General features: G+C 65.2%; 20 protein-coding genes. 7 read left to right on the top strand and 13 right to left on the bottom strand.

What is annotated here, in order from left to right; genetic code table 11:
* Positions 1-13 precede the first annotated feature (13 nt).
* A complete protein-coding gene (locus tag VQ045_RS13260) occupies positions 14-769 on the top strand; it encodes a TSUP family transporter (protein ID WP_327647487.1) in 756 nt (251 codons plus the stop codon).
* A 116-nt stretch (positions 770-885) separates the two neighbouring features.
* Here the strand turns inward: VQ045_RS13260 and VQ045_RS13255 are convergent, their stop codons facing one another.
* The 9 genes from VQ045_RS13255 to dsbD all read right to left on the bottom strand — a co-directional run bounded on the left by VQ045_RS13255 (position 886) and on the right by dsbD (position 10,242).
* Entirely contained in the window at positions 886-1,677 is a 792-nt protein-coding gene (locus VQ045_RS13255) for an ABC transporter permease (RefSeq protein ID WP_331830427.1), read from the bottom strand.
* Entirely contained in the window at positions 1,674-2,846 is a 1,173-nt protein-coding gene (locus VQ045_RS13250) for an ABC transporter permease (RefSeq protein WP_331830426.1), read from the bottom strand. The genes VQ045_RS13255 and VQ045_RS13250 overlap by 4 nt, the downstream gene beginning before the upstream one ends.
* Positions 2,843-3,907, bottom strand: a complete 1,065-nt coding sequence (locus tag VQ045_RS13245) for an ABC transporter ATP-binding protein (RefSeq protein ID WP_331830425.1) — start codon at positions 3,905-3,907, stop codon at positions 2,843-2,845. The genes VQ045_RS13250 and VQ045_RS13245 overlap by 4 nt, the downstream gene beginning before the upstream one ends.
* A gap of 79 nt (positions 3,908-3,986) precedes the next feature.
* The gene (locus VQ045_RS13240) at positions 3,987-5,039 is read right to left on the bottom strand and encodes an ABC transporter substrate-binding protein (RefSeq protein WP_331830424.1); all 1,053 of its coding nucleotides are present in this window, start codon (positions 5,037-5,039) and stop codon (positions 3,987-3,989) included.
* Between the two features lie 322 nt (positions 5,040-5,361).
* Positions 5,362-5,982 carry a DsbA family protein gene (locus tag VQ045_RS13235; RefSeq protein ID WP_331830423.1) on the bottom strand — a complete coding sequence of 207 codons (621 nt, stop codon included), beginning with the start codon at positions 5,980-5,982 and terminating at the stop codon, positions 5,362-5,364.
* Positions 5,983-6,009: 27 nt separating this feature from the next.
* On the bottom strand, positions 6,010-6,678 hold the full coding sequence (locus VQ045_RS13230; RefSeq protein WP_442879867.1) for a L,D-transpeptidase: 669 nt from the start codon (positions 6,676-6,678) through the stop codon (positions 6,010-6,012).
* Positions 6,679-6,796: 118 nt separating this feature from the next.
* Positions 6,797-7,492, bottom strand: coding sequence for a L,D-transpeptidase (locus tag VQ045_RS13225; RefSeq protein WP_331830421.1), 696 nt, complete (start codon positions 7,490-7,492; stop codon positions 6,797-6,799).
* 1 nt (position 7,493) lies between these two features.
* Positions 7,494-8,300: a TlpA family protein disulfide reductase gene (locus VQ045_RS13220; RefSeq protein ID WP_327624993.1), complete on the bottom strand. Its 807-nt coding sequence runs from the start codon at positions 8,298-8,300 to the stop codon at positions 7,494-7,496.
* A 1-nt stretch (position 8,301) separates the two neighbouring features.
* Positions 8,302-10,242: a protein-disulfide reductase DsbD gene (dsbD, locus tag VQ045_RS13215; protein ID WP_331830420.1), complete on the bottom strand. Its 1,941-nt coding sequence runs from the start codon at positions 10,240-10,242 to the stop codon at positions 8,302-8,304.
* Positions 10,243-10,360: 118 nt separating this feature from the next.
* Between dsbD and VQ045_RS13210 the strand changes: the two genes are divergently transcribed.
* Both VQ045_RS13210 and VQ045_RS13205 read left to right on the top strand, forming a co-directional pair.
* Positions 10,361-11,026, top strand: coding sequence for a winged helix-turn-helix domain-containing protein (locus tag VQ045_RS13210; protein WP_331830419.1), 666 nt, complete (start codon positions 10,361-10,363; stop codon positions 11,024-11,026).
* Positions 11,023-12,360, top strand: coding sequence for an ATP-binding protein (locus VQ045_RS13205; protein WP_331830418.1), 1,338 nt, complete (start codon positions 11,023-11,025; stop codon positions 12,358-12,360). The genes VQ045_RS13210 and VQ045_RS13205 overlap by 4 nt, the downstream gene beginning before the upstream one ends.
* A 586-nt stretch (positions 12,361-12,946) precedes the next feature.
* Here VQ045_RS13205 and VQ045_RS13200 read toward each other — a convergent pair.
* Both VQ045_RS13200 and VQ045_RS13195 read right to left on the bottom strand, forming a co-directional pair.
* Positions 12,947-13,744 carry a M48 family metallopeptidase gene (locus VQ045_RS13200; RefSeq protein WP_331830462.1) on the bottom strand — a complete coding sequence of 266 codons (798 nt, stop codon included), beginning with the start codon at positions 13,742-13,744 and terminating at the stop codon, positions 12,947-12,949.
* Positions 13,745-13,884: 140 nt separating this feature from the next.
* Entirely contained in the window at positions 13,885-14,313 is a 429-nt protein-coding gene (locus tag VQ045_RS13195) for a DUF2852 domain-containing protein (protein WP_331830417.1), read from the bottom strand.
* 243 nt (positions 14,314-14,556) lie between these two features.
* Between VQ045_RS13195 and VQ045_RS13190 the strand changes: the two genes are divergently transcribed.
* Both VQ045_RS13190 and VQ045_RS13185 read left to right on the top strand, forming a co-directional pair.
* Positions 14,557-15,000: a YqaA family protein gene (locus VQ045_RS13190; RefSeq protein ID WP_331830416.1), complete on the top strand. Its 444-nt coding sequence runs from the start codon at positions 14,557-14,559 to the stop codon at positions 14,998-15,000.
* Positions 15,001-15,091: 91 nt separating this feature from the next.
* Entirely contained in the window at positions 15,092-15,763 is a 672-nt protein-coding gene (locus VQ045_RS13185; RefSeq protein WP_331830415.1) for a ceramidase domain-containing protein, read from the top strand.
* Between the two features lie 217 nt (positions 15,764-15,980).
* Here the strand turns inward: VQ045_RS13185 and VQ045_RS13180 are convergent, their stop codons facing one another.
* Positions 15,981-16,727 carry a L,D-transpeptidase gene (locus VQ045_RS13180; RefSeq protein ID WP_442879866.1) on the bottom strand — a complete coding sequence of 249 codons (747 nt, stop codon included), beginning with the start codon at positions 16,725-16,727 and terminating at the stop codon, positions 15,981-15,983.
* Positions 16,728-16,967: 240 nt separating this feature from the next.
* Between VQ045_RS13180 and cueR the strand changes: the two genes are divergently transcribed.
* Both cueR and VQ045_RS13170 read left to right on the top strand, forming a co-directional pair.
* Positions 16,968-17,369, top strand: coding sequence for a Cu(I)-responsive transcriptional regulator (cueR, locus tag VQ045_RS13175; protein WP_331830414.1), 402 nt, complete (start codon positions 16,968-16,970; stop codon positions 17,367-17,369).
* Positions 17,370-17,482: 113 nt separating this feature from the next.
* Positions 17,483-17,995, top strand: coding sequence for an MmcB family DNA repair protein (locus tag VQ045_RS13170; RefSeq protein ID WP_331830413.1), 513 nt, complete (start codon positions 17,483-17,485; stop codon positions 17,993-17,995).
* A gap of 6 nt (positions 17,996-18,001) precedes the next feature.
* Here VQ045_RS13170 and VQ045_RS13165 read toward each other — a convergent pair whose 3' ends face one another.
* Positions 18,002-18,577 carry an ActR/PrrA/RegA family redox response regulator transcription factor gene (locus tag VQ045_RS13165; RefSeq protein WP_331830460.1) on the bottom strand — a complete coding sequence of 192 codons (576 nt, stop codon included), beginning with the start codon at positions 18,575-18,577 and terminating at the stop codon, positions 18,002-18,004.
* Positions 18,578-19,006: the final 429 nt, after the last annotated feature.

Below are 19,006 nucleotides of genomic sequence, written 5' to 3'. Positions count from 1 at the left end.
GAGGGCGGAGCTGATGCTGAGCGGACCGCTCGCCCTGGCCGGGCTCGCCGTGCTGGTTCTCGGCACGTCGTTCCTGAGCGGCGTGTTCGGCATCGCCGGCGGCATGGTGCTGATGGGCGGCTTGCTGTTCCTGTTGCCCGTTCCGGCGGCGATGATCCTGCACGGCGTCACGCAGCTGGCGGCCAATGGTTGGCGGGCGGTGCTGTGGTGGCGCTATATCGATTTTCGGGTCGTGGCGCGGTTCGCCGCCGGATCGGCGGCGGCGCTGGCGTTGTTCTCGTTTCTCTTGCTCGTGCCGGATCGCGCCACCGTGCTGATCAGCCTCGGGTTGGTGCCGTTCATGGCTTTCGCGCTGCCCGAGCGCTACGCGCCCCATGCCCGGCGGCGCGGCGCCGCCGAATTTGCCGGCTTCGTCGGCACCGGCCTGCAATTCGTCTCAGGCGTATCAGGCCCGCTCCTCGACGCGTTTCTCGTCCGCATGCCGGTGGATCGCCGCATCATCGTGGCCAGCAAGTCGGCTTGCCAGGTCATGGCCCACGGCATGAAGCTGGTCTATTTCGGCGTCATCGTGACGGCGGGGGGCGATGCGGTCTCCGGCTGGCTGTTGCTGATGGGCGCGGGCTTGGCGGTCGTCGGCACCTCGCTGGCCCGCACCGTCCTCGATCGGATCACCGACCGCCAGTATAGAACCTGGACCAAGACCATCGTGCTGGGGATCGGCGCGGTCTATCTCGTCCAAGGGCTCGCGATTCTCCTCAGCCCGGCATAGCGAACTCGGGCGTCCCTCCTCGTCTGTGGGTCGAGAATGCCAGCGGGGTTGCGCGTCATGGTTGGCGCCACCTGTTTCGAGAGGAAGTGGGCCACACCGGGGATGCCGTGGCTGGACTACGCGGTATCGGCCGGTCGCGCCTGCCTGTGTCGAAGGACCGCGCCCAAGACGGCGAGGACGAGCGTTCCGACAATGAGCAGCAGAGCGGCCGCGGCGACGGCGGGGCTGATATTCTCGCGGATCGTCGAAAACATCTGGCGAGCCAGCGTGCGCTGGTTGGGCCCGGCGACGAACAGGGTCAGGATCACCTCGTCGAGAGACGTGGCGAAGGCGAAAACCGCGCCCGAAACGACGCCGGGGAGGGCGAGCGGCAAGGTGATCTCGCGAAACGTTCGCGTCCGCGAGGCGCCGAGGCTCGATGCGGCGCGCTCGATCGCCGGGTCGATGCCGGCGAGCGAGGCCGAAACGGTGACCACGACGAAGGGCACGCACAGGACGGAATGGGCGACAATGACGCCGAGATAGCTGCTGGCCAGCCCGACTTTGACAAACAGGATCTGCATCCCGACGCCGAGAACCACCGGTGGCACCACCATCGGAAAGATGAAGCCGGTGCGCAAAAGCCCGGCCAGCGGAATCCGATCGCCGCGCAGGCCAAGCGCGGCGAGGGTGCCGATGCTGGTCGACAGGACGGTGGCGCTGGTCGCGATGATCAGGCTGTTGACGATCGACCGGCTCCAGGTCTCGTTGGCGACGAGTTCCCTGAACCACCGGTCCGAAAAGCCGTTGATCGGATAGGAAAGGAAGATGCTGTCGGTGAAGGCGAGCGGCAGGATCGCCAGGATCGGCGCGATCAGGAAGAACACCACCGCGGCGCCGTAGATCGTGCGCAGGATCCGCCCGGTCATACGCCGAACCCCGGCGGTGTGCGGGAAAAGCGGCCATAGACGGCGTAGAGAACGAGGGTCGCCGCAAGCAGGATGATGCCGAGTGCCGCGGCCATCCCCCAGTTGGCGGTGCCGGTCGCGTAGAACGCGATGACCGACGAGATCATCTGGTCCTCTGCTCCGCCGACCAGCGCCGGCGTGATGTAATAACCAAGCGCCACCATGAAGACGAGCAGCGAACCGGACATCAGACCCGGAAGCACGAGGGGAAAGAGAACGTGCCGGAACGCCCGGAGCGGGTTCGCGCCGAGCGTGGCCGCCGCCGGCATCAGGTTCGACGGGATTGTCAGCAGCACGCTGTAGATCGGCAGGACCATGAACGGCAAGAGCACATGGGTCATGGCGATCACGACGCCCGCGCGATTGAAGATCAGCGGCAGCGGATGGTCGATCAGACCGATGGTCTGGAGGAAACCATTCACCAGCCCGTTGTTCTGCAGGAGCACCACCCACGCCGCGGTGCGCACCAGCAGCGAGGTCCAGAGCGGCAGCAGCACCGCGAGGAGGAGGAGGGTTCGCACCCAACCGCCGGCACCGGCGATCAGCATGGCGTAAGGCAGTCCGATGGCGGCGCACAGCGCCGTGACGCTTGCCGCGATGACGAAGGTTCGCACCATGATGACGCGGTTGGCCGAAGCGGCCTCGCCGACCTGGCGGATGTCGCCGTCGGGGCCGCGTTGAAGATCGACGGCGGCAAGGAGATTGCGATCCGTATAGGGCGGCACGGCTCTGGCGAAGCCGCGCCATACCGCAGGATCGCCCCATTGGGCGTCGATCGCGGTGAGGTCCAACGGCGCGTCGGCGTTCTGGCGAACGGTACGATAGGTCTTGGTGATCAGCGAACGAAACCCTGGCACCGCACTGTTGAGGCGGCGCACGGCGTCGCCGAGGACGCTGCGATCCTCGATCACGCGCAGGTCGGTCGCCACCGCCGTCTGGATCGCCGCGTCGGGCGGCACCGCGCCGTCCCAGGACGAGAGCGCCGCCGCCGTCGTCGGAAACGCCTTGCCGACGGCATCGTCGCTCACGGCAGTCGCCAGCATCGTGGCCAGCGGCCAGAAGAAGAACACGCCGAGAAACAGCACGAGCGGCAGGACAAGGGCAGCCGATCTCAACCCCGCCGCGTTCATGCGTCGACCAGCGCGCAATCGCCCGGAGCGAAGGAGGCATAGCCGCGTGTGCCGGTCGGGACGTCGGCGCGGCTGCGGTCCCGGCGCCCGACCAGCGACACGCCATCGCCCTCGAGCCGCAACCGGATGTGGTCGCCCTGGTACACGCTGTCGGCGACTTCGACCGGAATGGCGTTGGCGGCGCCGGGGTCGTCCGAAACGGCGATTCGTTCCGGCCGGACACAGACGAGCAGCCGTTGCCCTGCGGCGAGATCGCGGTCGGTCCGCGCGAGGAGCGTTCGTCCACCCCCGGCGGCCAGCCGCGCGACGCCCTTCTCCAGCGACACCACCGTCCCTTCCAGCACATTGGTCTCGCCGATGAACTCGGCGACGAAACGGGTCCGCGGACGGTCGTATATCTCCTCCGGCGGGCCGATCTGCTCGATGCGGCCCGACTCGAAGACCGCGATGCGGTCGGACATCGTCAGCGCCTCGGACTGATCGTGCGTCACGAAGACGATGGTCAGCCCAAGCGAGCGGTGCAGGTCCCGCAGTTCGAGCTGCATTTGCTCGCGCAACTGCTTGTCGAGCGCACCGAGCGGTTCGTCCATCAGCACCACCTTCGGCTCGTAGACCATGGCGCGGGCGAGCGCCACGCGCTGCTGCTGGCCTCCCGACAGTTGCGCGGGCCGCCGGGCGCCGAGTTTGCCGAGTTGGACCATGTCGAGCGAACGCGTGACGCGCTCGCTGATCTCGGCCTTGCGCACTCCGCGCATGCGCAAGGGAAAGGCGACGTTCTCGGAAACCGTCATATGCGGAAAGAGCGCATAACTCTGGAAGACGACGCCGAGATCGCGCTTGTGCGCGGGGACGCCCTGAATCTCGCGTCCGTCGAGCCGAATCCGGCCCTGCGTCGGCGCGACGAAGCCGGCAAGCATCATCAGGATCGTCGTCTTGCCCGACCCCGAGGGCCCGAGCAGGCTGAGAAATTCGCCCCGCCGGATCGTCAGATCGAGATTGTCGACCACGGTCTGCGCGCCAAACGCCTTCGAGATGTTCTCGAACCTGATAAACGCGTCCATTGCATACCTTCGAGCCCGCATACCCGCAACGCTCCGACCCGGCGGATCTCGCCGGATCGGAGCCACTTGATCCCACAGCTTACTGTGCGAGCCAGGCGTCGAAGCGCTTGGTCAGTGTCTCGACATTGTCGGTCCAGAAGCCGGCATCGAGGGGGACGGCATTCTCGATATTCTGCGCTGTCGTCGGAAGATCGGCCTGCAAATCGGCCGGCACTTGCGCCGCCGCCTCTTTGTTCGGCAAGCCATAGGCGATGTATTCGGGCAGCTTCGACTGGTTCTCCGGCGCGCTGGCGAAGGCGATGAAATCCATCGCCTCTTCGGCGTTGGGGCTGTCCTTGAGGATGACCCAGCTGTCGACCGCATAGATGCTGCCGTTCCACACGACCTCAAAGTTCGTGCCCTCGTCCTTGTTGATGCCCGAAATGCGCCCGTTATAGGCGGTCGTCATCGCCACCTCGCCCGAGGCGAGCAACTGCAACGGCTGGGCGCCCGACTCCCACCAGACGATGTTCGGCTTCAACGCGTCGAGCTTGGCGAAGGCCCTGTCGACGCCCTCCGGCGTGGCGAGAACTGAATAGACCTCCGCCGGCGCGACACCGTCGGCCATCAATGCGAATTCGAGCGAGTATTTGGGTCCGCGTCGCAGGCCACGTTTGCCGGGAATTTTCTCCACGTCCCAGAAATCTGCCCAGGAGGTCGGCGCTGTCGTCAGCTTGCTGGCGTCGTAGCTGATCGCCGTCGACCAGACGATCGCCCCGACGCCGCAGTCGCTGACCGCCGCGTCGATGAATTTGTCGCGCCCACCGAGCGCGTCCCAGTCGATCGGCTCGTACATGCCGTCGAAACAGCCGAGTTCGAGCTCCTCGGACTCGACCTGAACAACGTCCCAATTGGGTACGCCCGCCTGCGTCTTCGCCGCGATCACGCCGATGCCGCCATCCCAGCTCTCGTCGAGAACCGGCTTGCCGATCTTCTGCGAGAATGGCTCGAAATAGATTTTCTTCTGGGCGTCCTGGTAGCTGCCGCCCCAGGAGACCACGGTCAGGTCTCGCGCCTGCGCCCCGGCGGACGCAAGAAGTATCAGGCTTCCAAGCGCGGCGGCGGCAGCGCGTGGCAGATTGGTCGTGCTCATTGAATTCCCCCCATTTCGGAACTGGTTTGAAATGGGATCACGCTTTGCCTGCCAGCACAATATGCATTCTCGGATTGGGAACGTCCGGGCGGGTTTCCCGACGGATAATTGCCGGTTGCAGGTCGCGAAAGTTACCCTCGGCGGCTGTAGAGAAATTGGAATCCGAGCCATCCCTTCTGGGGTACCGACGGTCCTTTACCGGACGTTTGATGACGCCAAGGATGGCTCGGATGCGAGAAAAGGCCGGGACGGCCCGGCCACTTCGATTGCTTGGCGGATCGTTTCAACGGGGTGATCCGAACCAGAGGCTTGGCTGCGCCGCTCAGCCCTTGCGGGCTGCGGCGATGGCCGCCTTCATGTCGTTCGGCGCGACCACACCGGGATAGATGGCGGTTCCGATGACGTATGCCGGCGTTCCTGGAAAGCCGAAGGTCTCGGCCTGCGTGCTGTTTCGCTGCAGCATGGAATTGATCCGGTCCTTGTCCCGATCATAGGCCGCATTGAGCTTGGGCACCGAAAAGCCCGCCTTGGTCAGGATCGCCTCGATCATGTCGGGCGTCAGCTTGCCCTTGGTCGCCATCAAGGCGGCCATTGCCTTGGCGTGGCCCGAGCCGGCGGCGAGCGTCAGGCGCGCCGCATAGAGCGAGGGGGGGCCGAAGATCGGCCAGTCCTTCATGACGAAGCGGACGTTGCCGTCTTCCTGCACCACCCGCATGTCGTCCGGATGGGCCTTTTTGCAGTAGGGGCACTGGTAATCGAAATATTCCACGATGGTCACGTCGCCTTTCGGATTGCCGAGGACGGGAACCTGCGGATCGAACAGCACGGCCTCCTTCGACATCGGATCGACCTCGGCAAAGGCCGTCCGGGATAAAAATGGCGTACCGGCGAGGACAGCGGAGGCGACGATCAGCTTGCGGCGGGAGATGGATGGAATGGTCATGGCGGGAGTTCCTTTTTGGTTGGGCAATCAGATCACGACGATCCGCGTATCCTTCGGGACACGGCTGTTGAGATCGATAACGTCCTGGTTTAGCATCCGGATGCAGCCGGAGGAGACGGCCTTGCCGATCGACCATTCCTGATTGGTACCGTGGATGCGGTAGAGCGTGTCCTTGCCGTCCTTGTAGAGATACAGGGCCCGGGCTCCGAGGGGGTTGTCGATGCCGCCGTCCATGCCGTCGCGCAGGGCGCCGCCATATTTGTCGGGCTCGCGCTTGATCATGTCCTGGGTCGGCGTCCAGTGCGGCCATGCCGCCTTGCGCTTGATGATGCCGCTGCCGGTGAACTCCAGGCCCGCCTTGCCGACGCCGACGCCGTAGCGCATCGCCTTGCCATTCTCCATGACGAGATAGAGGAAGCGGGCGCGGGGATCGACGACGATCGTTCCCGCCGGCTCCGTCGTTTCGTAGTCGACCACCTGGCGAATGTTGCGGGGGTCCATGTTTTTCGGATCGACAGCCGGAATCTGCCAGCCGTCGTCGGTCACCGCGCCATACATCCGGTTGACGCGCGGGTCGACGGGCGGCTTGGGCGCGGCATAGGCCAGTTGCTGGGTCGGCTGAGACGATGTCGAGCAGGCGGCCAGCGTGAATGTCGCCAGCGCGATGGCGCTGATGCGCAGAAGAGTTGCAGACAAATCGAAAGACCTTTTGGTTGGCATGGGTGATCGGCTTTGACGCGGCGGCGGTGAATCCGCATCCGACGCCGCAATTCGCCGCTGGGGGGCTGCGGCGCGTGCCGGGGCTGACAGGCGATTACACGGACCCCGGAGTCTCGCTTCCGTCGAGCACCACGACGCGGGTGCCGACCGGAGTCCTCTGTTCAAGGTCGATGACATCCTGGTTGACCATCCGGATGCAGCCAGACGACACGGATTGACCGATCGTCCAGGGCTCGTTGGTCCCGTGGACGCGGTAGAGCGTGTCTTGGCCGTTCCGGTAAAGGTACATGGCCCGCGCGCCGAGCGGATTTCCAAGGCCACCTGAAACACCGCCCGCATGCGGGCCGTACCGCTCGGGGTCGCGCCGGATCATGTTGGCCGTCGGCGTCCATCCCGGCCAGCTCGCCTTCCGGGCGATGGTGGCCGTGCCCGAAAAGGCGTAGCCCGCCTTGCCGACGCCGACGCCGTAGCGCATCGCCTTGCCGTTCTCCATCACCAGGTAGAGAAAGTGGTTGTTTGGATCGACGACGATGGTGCCGGCCGGTTCCTTGGTGTCGAAATCGACGACCTGCCGGATATTGCGCTGCTCCACGACGTCCGGCTGGATCGCCGGAATCGCCCAACCCTGATCGACAACGCCGCCGTAGTAGCGCGAGATACGCGGATCGTCGTTGGAGCTGCCCGCATATCCGAGGGCGACGCGCGAAGGATTGCTCGTCGTCGAGCAGGCGGAGAGAAGCGCCGCCGCGCCGAGGAGGCTTCCTCGAATGGCGATGGTCCATCCGGACATGTCAGTCATCCTTCTTTGCGATGTCGGAAAGGGTCGAGGCCAGGATTTCCCGCGAGATTTCACCGAAATGCATCGTTTGAAGGGTTCCCGTCTTGTCGAGAAACAGGGTCGCGGGATAGCCGGCGACGCTGTAGTGGCGGGCGAAACTGTTGGCCTGGTCGAGCAGGACGTTGTCGATCTGCACCCCGGTCTGTTCGAGATAGCGGCGGACCGTATCCGCGCCTTCGCCCTGATTGGCGAAGACGAAGAAAGCATCACCGCGCTCCTTGGCCATTTGCGCCATCATCGGCATTTCCCGACGGCAGGGCGGACACCAGCTGGCCCAGAGATTGAGCACCACGGGTTTGCCCTCGAAGTCGGACAGGCGCGCTTCGCCGCCATCGAGCGTGGCGAAGGCGGTCATCGGAGCGGCGACCGCGCTGGTCGTGGCGGTCAGTTGCCAGGCGGTGTTCCAGATGACGAACGCGGCCGCCAACGTTCCAAATGACCAGGCGCGCAGTTTCGCGCCGCGGCAGGCGTAGAGGGTGTAAAGGGCCGCGGCCGCGATGGCGGCAATCCAGGAAAATCCGCCCTCCTGAACAGCGAAGATCCGTAGCGGGGCCTCCGCGAAACTATCCCAGTTCGCGGCGACATGGCCGAGCCGCGCCGCCACGAAGCCGACGACGACCACGGCCAGCGACCAGTTGCCGATGCGCGGGTCGATCCGGCCCGCCACGATCGCCGCGATCCCGAGAAAGGCGACGATGGCGAGGATCGCGGCCAGCCGGTCACCGGCGAAGACGAGGGGGCCGAGGCTGATGGCCGTCATATCAGCTACCCTCCGCCAGGCGGGCCGCGGCGAGAAAACCGCTGGCCGTGATATCGCCGATCAGCCGGGAGCCGGGCACTTCGCGCGCTTGGTTGTCGACAAAGAGCATGGTGGGCGGACCGACGACGTCCAACTCCTTCATCAGCGCGGTCCGGGCGGGATCGTCCTCGGTAAGGTCCAGTTCGAGCAACTGAAATCCGGCAAGCTCGGCTCTGACGGTTGGGTCGCCGAAGACGTTCCGTTCGATGACCTTGCAGGTCACGCACCATTCGGCGGTGGTGTAGATGAGCGACGGACGGTCGGCCGCGCGAACCAACGCTGCCATGTCCGCCGAATCCCGCACTTTGCGGAAGATCGGCTTTTCGCTTGGTGCCGCCGGTCCGGCCGTAGCCAGACTTGCCAGCGGGCGCAGCGGATCGTCCGCCCCGGCGGCGGCGCCGACGGCCAGAATCGCGCCATAGAGCATCGCGGCGAAGCCGCCGGCCTTGGCCAGACGCTGCGGAACGCCGGCTTCGCTGCCGAGGACGTCCAACGCGCCGAGGAACACGCCGGCACCCAGAAGCAGCGCCGACCAGAGGCCGAGCGTGGCTGTCGGCGGCAGGATCCGCGACATCATCCAGATCGCCAGGCCGAGAAAGGCGAAGCCGAAGGCGCGCGTGACCAGCACCATCCAGCGGCCGGCTTTCGGCAGCGCCCTGGACCCGATCGTTCCGAAGACGATCAGGGGAATGCCCTGGCCGAGCCCGAGCGCGGACAGTGCGACCGCGCCGAGGCCGACATCGCCCGTCTGGGCGATATAAAGAAGACCGCCGGCGAGGGGGGCCGTTACGCAAGGGCCGACGATGAGCGCCGAGGTGAATCCGAGCGCGGCGCTGGACGAGAGGCTTCCGCGCGATCCCGGCGCCTTTCGGGCGATCGCGTTTGTCCAGGCGGCGGGAAGCCGCAGCTCGAACAGGCCGAACATCGACAGTGCCAGAACGACGAAGAGCGCCGAGACGAACAGGATCGCGGCCTTTGATTGCAGCGCGATCTGTAGATTCTGGCCGGACCATGCCGCAGCGACGCCGAGAAGCCCGAACGCTGCGGCCATCGCTCCGACATAGGTCGCGGAGACCACGAAGCCGCGACCGGCCGACAGCCGCTCGCCGCCACGGCTGAGTTGACCCGCCAGGATCGGATACATGGGCAAGACGCAAGGCGTGAACGCCAGTCCGAGACCGAGGACGAAGAACATCGCAACCACCCATGCCGCGCCGCCATCGGCGAGCAGATCGGCGACGAAACCGCGGTTCGATCGGTCGATCGCGATGCCGGGCGTGCCCGCCGAAGGTTGCGGAAGGTTGCTGATCGTCGTGGCCACCGGCGTCCCGGCCTGCGGGGCGGAGGAGGCCGGGGCGTTGGCGGTGGCAACGCTCGTTTCGTCGCCCGCCGCGGACACCGACGGACGTTTCCAGACGCTTTCGCCCCGGACGAGGCGGTTCAGCGCGTCCTCGGCCTTGCCGGGTGTCGTCGGTTGCGCCGACAGCGCCGCGAGATCGAACGTCTTCGTCTGCGGCCGGTAGCAGATGCCGTCGTCCTGGCAGCCCTGGTAGCTGACGGTTACGGCCGGTGCATCACCGAGATCGGCGATGGCGGCCGGCTCGGCGGAGGCCTCGGCCGAGCGATGGTACACCTCCATCCGACCGAAATAGGGATCGTCCTTCGGCTCTCCGGCCGGGGTCGTCATCGGGACATTGCGGCCATCGGTCGTTTGCGCCGCGATGCGATCACGATAGAGATAATAGCCGTCGGCGATCTCCCATCGCAGCTCGAGCCCTCCGGCCGGGGTCTTGTTCGCGGAGAACGCGAACGCCGTGTCCACCGGCAGCGGCGCCGTCTGGGCAAGAGCCGATGCCAGAGGCAGAAAAAGCCAAAGCGAAAAGAAGATCGTCATCGATCTCATGGGCGACCCCTCATTGCGTCGTTGCGGGGGTGAGATCGCCTGCCCAGCTTAAGGCAGCCTTAAGCTGGGCAGGCGAGCAGGGAAAACGACGCCCCGTTCAGATCGAGAAGGACGACGCATGCGCATTCTGATCGTCGAGGACGACGAGATCCTCGGCAACGGCCTGACGGTCGGCCTCCAGATGAACGGCTTCACCGCCGATCTGGCGACATGTCGCGGCGATGCGGACGCAGCGTTGCGGTCGGGTGGCTTCGATGCGGTCGTCCTCGACATCATGCTGCCTGACGGGTCCGGCCACGAATTGCTGGCGACGATACGCGGGCGCGGCGACGCGACGCCCGTTCTCTTGCTGACGGCGCTCGATACCGTTGCCGATCGTGTCGAGGGGCTCGATGGCGGGGCCGACGATCATCTCGGCAAGCCGTTCGATCTCGACGAGGTTGCAGCGCGGTTGCGTGCGCTGGTTCGACGCGCGAGCAATCGTCCGACGGCCCATCTGGAATGGGACGGCGTGCGCCTCGATCCGGCCAAGATGCTCGCCACGCGCGGCGGCGAGGACGTGCGTCTTTCGCGCCGCGAGTTCAAGCTTCTGCATGCGCTCATGGAACGGCCCGGCACGATCCTGTCCAAGGCCCAGCTGGAAGAGAAGCTCTACGGTTTTCAGGAAGGCGTCGAAAGCAATGCGGTCGAGGTCCATATCCATAATCTGAGGGCCAAGTTCGGCAGAAGCGTCGTCGAGACGGTTCGCGGTGTCGGCTACCGGCTGCGGGAGGCCGGCCGATGATGCGATCTCTCAAGGGCAGGCTGTTCATCATCCTGGTCGTGATGACGGGGCTCGTCTGGCTGTCGGCGACGGCGTGGATCTATCTCAACACGCGGGCCGAAGTGGAGCGGGTTCTGGATGCCCGGCTCATGGAGGCCGCGCGGATGGTATCGTCGCTGATCGACAGCCAGGAGATCGACGTTGCGACGGCTACCCTCGAGCCTCCCGCCATCGCCGTCGATCCGCGCAGTCCTTACGAGCGGCAATTGACCTGTCAGATCTGGTCGCTGACCGGTTCGCTGATCGGGCGTTCCGACGGCGCACCGAACCAGCGCCTGTCGGATCACGCCGACGGGTTTGCCGAGCGGGTCATCGATGGGCGGGCCTGGCGTGTCTACGCGGTCACCAACACCAAGCTTGGCGTTCAGGTGCTGGTCGGTGACAATCTCGATATCAGGGCACGGCTGGTCCGCGACGTGGTCAAGGGTCTGCTCCTGCCGATGGTGCCGATCGTACCCACCCTTGCGGCGTTGATCTGGTTCGGGGTGGGCCGCGGCATGCGCCCCCTCGACCAACTGGCCGCGGGGCTGGCGCAACGCGAGGCGGAGAACCTGCATCCGATTGCCGCCGACCACGCGGCCACGGAGATCCGACCGGTTGTCGCCGCGCTGAACGGTCTCTTTGGACGTGTCCAGGAGGCACGGGAGCGCGAGCGGCATTTCCTGACCTACGCCGCTCATGAGTTGCGCACGCCGCTCGCGGGACTGAAAACGCAAGCCGAAATCTCGCTGAAGACCGATCAGGAGGCGGTGCGGACCGCCGCGCTCAAGCAGATCGTCACGGCGGTGGATCGGACCTCGCGTCTGGTTCGGCAATTACTCGAGACGGCGGAGGCGGAGGCGGCTGCCGCTAGTGCCCGCTCCGGGACGATCCGGTTGTCCCGCTTCCTGCGCGAGACGGTCGCCGACCAGGCCGGGCGCATTGAGGCAACGGGCGGGCGGCTGGTTTTCGACGCGTCGCTCGACGGCGTCGAGATTGTCTCGAAGGAGATCTTGCTGGCCCTGGCGGTGCGCAATCTCGTTGAGAACGCCGTCAACCATTCGCCGAAAGGCGGCGCCGTCGTTCTGCGATGGTCGCCCGAGAATGCCATTGTGGTCGAGGACGAGGGGGCCGGAATGCCGCCCGGCGAGATCGAGCGCGCCACCGACCGGTTTTTTCGCGGCGCCAACCGCTCATCTGTCGGTAGCGGTCTCGGCCTGTCCATCGCGAAGCTTTGCGCCGAAAAGCTGGGTGGCGAACTCGAGCTCACCAACCGGGCGCCGTGCGGTTTCCGCGCGGCGTTGCGGTTGGCATAGATATCAAAAGGTTGGTGCGCACGTTCCAGATGAGACCAAGACTCGGTCAGACCAATCTACGCCATCGTTCGCGTTGATCGACCAGATCCGCGTCAAGCGGCTCGGGCGCAATGCTGCGGGGGACAGGGCCCTGCGAACGCCGGCTTTCGTTGTCCGACATATCGCCACTGAATGTCCTGGATGGGGCCGGAAGCTGCTGAAGCACCTGCTAGGCATCAGCGTCCGCTCTGCCTAATACCAACCTGCGNCCTGGATGGGGCCGGAAGCTGCTGAAGCACCTGCTAGGCATCAGCGTCCGCTCTGCCTAATACCAACCTGCGGTGATAGGGACCTATTCGATGGCGCTGAACGGGCTTGTCCGGCCAGGAGCGACGCGCAGTTCGATGCGGCGCATCGGGCAAGCGGTGCGACGCCGTCCGGCGAGCCCGTCCAGCCCACCTATGGCCGGGCGCTCGCCGCGCCTTTCTTCGTCGCGGGCCTCACTCGATGCGCCGCATCGCGCGTCGTCCCGCTCCTCGCCATGCATCGGCGATCGTCCCGGTCGAATGGGTTCCTATCGCCGCAGGTTGGTATAAGTCACATCAATCTACGAGATCCCAGTCTCTCCCGCGCCGTATTCGAACGCTCGATTTAGCATGCCGTCAAATGCCACAGCATGCAGCCCGGCTCCATGCCGCTTCAGCCAATTCTTGCCGTGATCCATGTTGGGGCAAAGCTCGCGGCAGAGTGCCCAGAAGGCCGGGCCGTGGTTCATCTCGCGAAAATGCGCCACCTCGTGGGCAACGAGATAATCGAGGACCTCCGGCGGGGCCATGACGATCCGCCAGGAAAACGCCAGCCGCCGATCGATGGTGCAGGAGCCCCAGCGGCTCTTCGTGTCCTTCAGCGCCATCGCCCGTGGACGCAGACCCACGGTGGCTGCGTGGCGGTCGACACGGACTTGCAGATCATGCCGCGCCTCGCGCTTCAGCGCCTCGACGACGCGGCGGGAAAAATGCTCCGGCTCGCCGCCGACGAAGAGATGCGCCACGCCGTCCACAATCTCGAAGCGGCTGGCGCGGCGTTCCGATGCCTGGATCAGCCGCAATTGGGCGCCCCGAAACGGGATGGTCGCACCATCCGCCGCGATAATCCGGTCGGGCGCCCGCGCGACGCGTTCCTCCACCCAGCCGCGATGCCGCTCGAGAAATTCCGCAATCGCCCGCGCCGGCACCTTTTTCGGCGCCGTGACGACGATTCCAGTTCCGCCCGGAGCAAGCCGCAGGATGAGCCGCTTGGCACGCGGATTGCGGCGCACGGTGACCGGGACCGGGCCGGCGGCAAGGTCCAGGCGCTCGGGGATGGCGGGCGTGTTTGCGTTCCGCCGGGAGAAGAAAAGCGACATCGGCAAGATGAACCGTTCCTCGAAGCAGCCCATCGCCGCGATTCGAACCCCACCCTATAGCGGAGCCCGCCGACACGCGACAAAAAGACGGCGGCGTTCTTCCCACCGCCGCCGTCACTCTATCCGCTACGCCCGGTAGGTCAGGCGGGCTGGCCGTCGATGGTCTGGCCGCTAGTCTGGTTCTGGCGATCGGCCATGAAGCGGTCGAACTCCTGCTGGTCCTTGGCCCGGCGCAGCTCGCGGGCATAGGATTCGAACTCGGCCGCCGCTTCATTCAACTTGCGGCGCTCCTGGTCGAGGCGGGACAGCTCCTTTTCACGCCAGTCGTCGAAGGCGACGTTGCCGGTGCGGGTCTCGGCGAAGGGGTTGACCGCGCCGGTGCGCTTCAGTCCGCCGAAGAAACGGTCGGTCGTACGGTTGACGTCCCGCCGGAAGCTCTCCAAACGATCACCCCAGAGAATGTAGGCGAGCATCGCCAGGCCGAGGGGCCAGTAAATCATGAAACCGACCACCATCAATGCTATGGTCGCGGGCGTCCAGGCCGGACGGATCAAGGCTTGCGAAGTCATCGCAGACTGTTCCTTTCGAGAATGGCCGCGATGCGCAAGCATCGCGGGGGCTTCGACAATTCGATGCGGTAGTATTCAAATGGTGAGGGTCACTCGCCCGTTCAATTGCCTGCCAGCGAAAATCGGTATCGGGCAGCGCGAAAACCGTTGGCTGGACGTAACGAACCCGGTTCCCGACGCCCCTCGGTGGAAGGGCATCATTCGCCTCCAGCCGCCGTTGGCGGCGGCGGGAAAGCGGATGAATTGAGCGTCCTTGCCGCCTGTTTCAGTCTGTTCTGGGGCGCCTTTCTGGCCGCGACCATCCTGCCCGGCGCGTCCGAGCTCATGCTGATCGGGTTGATCGCGAAAGGCATTGCCGACCCATGGCTGCTGGTCCTTGTGGCGGGAACCGGCAACACCTTGGGCTCGGTCGTGAACTGGCTCTGCGGTCGGTTCATGCTGCGCTACCAGGAGCGTCGCTGGTTTCCGGTGAAGCCGAAGCAGCTGGAGGCGGCGACGCGCTTCTTCAATCGCTATGGGGTCTGGACGCTGCTGTTCGCCTGGTCGCCGCTCGGGGGCGACGCGCTGACGGTGATCGCCGGGACCTTGCGGGTGCCGCTCGTCCCGTTCGTCGTGCTGGTCGCGATCGGCAAATTCGCCCGCTACGTGGTGGTCGCGGGCGCGACGCTTGCCTGGCCGGGGCTTTGAGAAGCCGACCGCCCGTCGCACGCGAGGGCTAGAGATATCCCCCGCCTTGTTGTCGCTTGCCACAGACCTCGACTGGCATCATCGGGCTCTAATGGGCATTCTTCGCGTCATGGAGCTGACGGCACCCATCGACGCCTATTGCGAGCGGATCGGCACGGGCTTCTGGGCCGAACCGCTCAACGCCTTGTCGAATCTCGCCTTCTTCGCCGCCGCGGCGCTCGGGCTCTGGTACTGGCGACGGGGGCCGGCGCGAGACCGGCCGAGCCTCTATCTCATCTGTCTCGTCGCGATCATCGGAACCGGCTCGTTTCTGTTCCACACCTTCGCGAACCGATGGTCGAGTTTCGCCGACGTCATCCCCATCGCGCTGTTCATCTTCGCCTATTTCGGCCTCGCACTCCGCCGCTTCGTGGGTTTGTCCCCGATGGCGGCATTTGTCGGAACACTCGCCTTCGTCGCAGCCTCCCTGGCGGCCGAACCGCTGCTCGCTTCGCAGCTCGGATCGTCGGCCGGCTACGTTGCCGGGCTTTTCGCACTGTACGCCATTGGCGGCTATCTCGTGGCGCGGGACCATCCTGAGGGCTGGCCGGTGTTCGCCGCCGGCGGGGTCTTTACCGTCTCGCTCGCATTCCGGATGGTCGACCTGCCGCTCTGCCCGGATTGGCCGCACGGAACCCACTTCCTCTGGCACACGCTCAATGCGGCAACGCTGGGACTTTTGCTCGTCGCGGCGGTCCGCGGCGCGACGCCCGAACCACGATGAAGTCGAACCGATTCCAGCAAGTGAGCGCTTAGTGAGCGCCGAATGCGAGCGATACGCCGATGATCGAGGCTCGCCCGCCGCCAATGCCGGCATTGCTCAGCTGGACGCCCCGGCAACGGGCCGTCTCTTAAAAAAATGGCCGGACGCCTCCCCCGAAGCACCCGGCCGTGGCGGTCCCCCGCCTTGTAGAACTGTCGCGCCGCGATCGCGCGGCTGGTCAGGCGCCGGCGTAACCCGCCGCCATCCGCTCCTTACCCTGCCTGACCACGACGCGGGCATCCATGGGAACGCGCTCGTAGAGGTCGAGGATGTCCTGATTCATCAGACGGATGCAGCCAGACGAGGCGGCCGTGCCGATCGTCCACCATTCCGGCGTTCCGTGCAGGCGAAACAGCGTGTCCTTGCCACCCTGGTAAAGGTAGAGTGCGCGGGCGCCGAGCGGGTTGGTCAGGCCCGGGTCCATACCGTTGCGGTAAGGCTCAAGCTCAGGTTTGCGGTCGATCATCTCGCCCGGCGGAAACCATTTCGGCCAGGATCGCTTGGCGCGAATGTTCGCTTCACCCGCCCAGGAGAAGCCGGCGCGACCGACGCCGATGCCGTAGCGCATCGCCATGCCGTCGGCTTCGACCACATACAGGAACCGGTTCGGGGTATCGACGACGACCGTGCCCGACTCGTATTGGCGGCCTTCCTCGAAAGACACGCGCTGACGCAGATATTGCGGATCGATCTTGTCGGTTGGAATCGCGGGCAGGGCAAAGCCTTCGTCGACCACGGCGCCATAGCCGAGTTTCGTCGTCGCGCCAGCACTGCCTTCGGTCGGCAGGGAATCGGGCGCCGTATAGGCGGCCACCTGTGCATTGCCCGACGGCGTCAGCGACGCGCGCTCGGACGTCGCGCACCCCGCCATGGTCGCGACCGACAGCAGAGCAGCGCCTGCAAGGATAATCTGTCTCATCTTCATAACGAACGCCAAGTTGGGTGCGATGGATGAAGCGGTCGCTGTGCGAACCGCGCGGGTCTGATTGCCGACCATCTGAAGCCGTCTCTTCGTTAAGCCGCACAATTTGTTGAAGCAATGACCCTATTTGGCACGCGGATGGTTAATAAGCGCTTTGTTGCCGCCATGTGACAGTTGACGGAGCCGGCGGCCGCGACATCTCCTTAGCGTCGAGATGATCGAAGCCATCAACGAGGACGTCTCATGAATATCGGGGAAGCATCCCGGTTGTCGGGTCTGCCGCCGAAGACGGTCCGTTATTATGAGGAAGTGGGGCTGATAAAGCCGGCCAGGGCATCAAATGGCTACCGCTACTACCGCGATCGGGACGTGCACATGCTGCGTTTTCTGCAGCGCTCGCGCTCATTGGGCTTTACCATAGAAGAGGCGCGGCGGCTGCTGTCGCTCTACGAGGATTCCAATCGCAAGAGCGAGGATGTCAAACGCCTCGCCAGTTCGCGGATCGCGGAGATCGACCGCAAGATCGCGGAACTGAAGTCGCTGAAACGCGCGCTCGCGAATCTCGCCGAGCAATGCCATGGCGATCAGGCCCCCGACTGCCCCATCCTCGACGAGATTGCAGGAACCATCCGGGCGGAGGCGTAGATTCCGTTTAGTGTGCCTGGAATCGCGCGCCCGTCCGCCGGCCCGACTTTTTGTTTCTGGTTTGTTTCCATTTTTGCTTGCCGCCGATCGTCCGCATGGACTATCTGTGACGCATGCCGCTCGTTTCTCCCTTTGCCGTCGATCCGCTCGTCGACGGACGCCAGTCGGAGCGCGCCCTGATGGTGCGCCGCGGCGTGCAGCGGCTGATGACCGCGCGACGGGTGGCGCTGCTTCCCGAAATGCCGCTGGCGTCCGGTCGGCGCGCCGATCTGATTTGTCTTTCGGAGAAGGGCGAATTTTCGATCGTGGAGATCAAGACCTCGGTCGAGGATTTCCGCGTCGATCGCAAATGGCCGGACTACCGACAGCATTGCGACCGGCTGTATTTCGCCACCCATCCGGGCGTGCCCGCCGATATTTTTCCGCGGACCTGCGGCCTGATCGTCTCGGACGGCTATGCGGCCGAAATCCTGCGGGACGCACCGGAGGAAAGGATGGCAGCGGCGACCCGCAAGGCGCTGATGCTGCGCTTCGCGCGGCTGTCCGCCGACCGCCTTTTGCAGGCCGAATGGGCGGCCAACCCTTTCATGACCGCCCCTCGGGAGATGGACTTGCCGGACGGGTGACCCGGGTCAGCGCGGCGCGCGCTTGGCGAGGATGCGCTGCAATGTCCGCCGGTGCATGGACAGCCGCCGCGCCGTCTCCGAGACGTTGCGGTCGCAAAGCTCGAAAATCCGTTGAATGTGCTCCCAGCGCACGCGATCCGCCGACATCGGGTTTTCCGGCGGCTCGGCGCGCGCCTCGCCATCGCACGTAAGCGCGGCCACGATCTCGTCGACTTCCGCGGGCTTGGTCAGATAGTCGATGGCGCCGATTTTCACGGCGCTCACCGCCGTCGCGATGTTGCCATAGCCGGTCAGGATGATGGCGCGCACGTCCTCGCGTGCAGCCCGCAACGCCGCGATCACGTCGAGCCCGGTGCCATCGCTGAGGCGCAGATCGACAATGGCGTAGGCCGGCGCGCTGCGGCGCAGCTGCGCCAACCCTTCGGCGACACTTTCGGCTGCCACCACATCGTAACCACGCTGTTCGAGTGCCCGGCTCATGCGCAAGAGAAACGCTCTGTCATCGTCCACGAGCAGCAGAGACCGATCACAATCGCGCGCAGACCTCCCCTGCGGCGCGGCGGCCGCCTCTCCTCTGAGCATAATGCGAGTCCTTCCGTTTACGTCAGACGCACATTGCCCAGCGTCACCTTCACGGCAACCCAACAAAAATGTGTTCACTAAACCTTGGAATTTTGCCGCACAGGAGCGACAGTCGGGTTGCCGCTGGGATACTACGCTTTCCGCTCAGGATTCGTACGCCGAATTTTGGTCTGAATCTTTGGAAGAACCTGGATCCGCGCGCCCCAGGGGCCGTGCGGATAGCCGACCAAACATCTCCATGCCGGATTGATGGAACGTCGGAGCGATTCGGTCGCTTAGAGCGTCAGGCGATTAATCTGCAACATAGCCAGCGGCTTTGAGGTAGTTCCAACATTCTTCGGGCTCGAACAGGTCGCAGATGTTGCCGACTGCACGCCAGAGATCGTCGAGGGTTCGCGCGGCGGCCTTCCTCAAGAGCGTTTTGAGCTT

The sequence above is a fragment of the Aurantimonas sp. E1-2-R+4 genome, assembly GCF_036549515.1.
Lineage (GTDB): Bacteria > Pseudomonadota > Alphaproteobacteria > Rhizobiales > Rhizobiaceae > Aurantimonas > Aurantimonas coralicida_A.
The sequence above is the reverse complement of the archived record's forward strand: the minus strand, read 5'-3'. Positions and strand labels throughout refer to the sequence as shown.

Coding starts and splice junctions, on each gene's coding strand:
- VQ045_RS13245 (WP_331830425.1), bottom strand. CDS start 3,907: ATGGACGCGTTTATCAGGTTCGAGAACATCTCGAAGGCGTTTGGCGCG.
- VQ045_RS13255 (WP_331830427.1), bottom strand. CDS start 1,677: ATGACCGGGCGGATCCTGCGCACGATCTACGGCGCCGCGGTGGTGTTC.
- VQ045_RS13165 (WP_331830460.1), bottom strand. CDS start 18,577: ATGCTCAGAGGAGAGGCGGCCGCCGCGCCGCAGGGGAGGTCTGCGCGC.
- VQ045_RS13205 (WP_331830418.1), top strand. CDS start 11,023: ATGATGCGATCTCTCAAGGGCAGGCTGTTCATCATCCTGGTCGTGATG.
- VQ045_RS13185 (WP_331830415.1), top strand. CDS start 15,092: ATGGGCATTCTTCGCGTCATGGAGCTGACGGCACCCATCGACGCCTAT.
- dsbD (WP_331830420.1), bottom strand. CDS start 10,242: ATGAGATCGATGACGATCTTCTTTTCGCTTTGGCTTTTTCTGCCTCTG.
- VQ045_RS13180 (WP_442879866.1), bottom strand. CDS start 16,727: ATGAAGATGAGACAGATTATCCTTGCAGGCGCTGCTCTGCTGTCGGTC.
- VQ045_RS13250 (WP_331830426.1), bottom strand. CDS start 2,846: ATGAACGCGGCGGGGTTGAGATCGGCTGCCCTTGTCCTGCCGCTCGTG.
- VQ045_RS13170 (WP_331830413.1), top strand. CDS start 17,483: ATGCCGCTCGTTTCTCCCTTTGCCGTCGATCCGCTCGTCGACGGACGC.
- VQ045_RS13195 (WP_331830417.1), bottom strand. CDS start 14,313: ATGACTTCGCAAGCCTTGATCCGTCCGGCCTGGACGCCCGCGACCATA.
- VQ045_RS13220 (WP_327624993.1), bottom strand. CDS start 8,300: ATGACGGCCATCAGCCTCGGCCCCCTCGTCTTCGCCGGTGACCGGCTG.
- VQ045_RS13200 (WP_331830462.1), bottom strand. CDS start 13,744: ATGTCGCTTTTCTTCTCCCGGCGGAACGCAAACACGCCCGCCATCCCC.
- VQ045_RS13210 (WP_331830419.1), top strand. CDS start 10,361: ATGCGCATTCTGATCGTCGAGGACGACGAGATCCTCGGCAACGGCCTG.
- VQ045_RS13240 (WP_331830424.1), bottom strand. CDS start 5,039: ATGAGCACGACCAATCTGCCACGCGCTGCCGCCGCCGCGCTTGGAAGC.
- VQ045_RS13235 (WP_331830423.1), bottom strand. CDS start 5,982: ATGACCATTCCATCCATCTCCCGCCGCAAGCTGATCGTCGCCTCCGCT.
- VQ045_RS13260 (WP_327647487.1), top strand. CDS start 14: ATGCTGAGCGGACCGCTCGCCCTGGCCGGGCTCGCCGTGCTGGTTCTC.
- cueR (WP_331830414.1), top strand. CDS start 16,968: ATGAATATCGGGGAAGCATCCCGGTTGTCGGGTCTGCCGCCGAAGACG.
- VQ045_RS13225 (WP_331830421.1), bottom strand. CDS start 7,492: ATGTCCGGATGGACCATCGCCATTCGAGGAAGCCTCCTCGGCGCGGCG.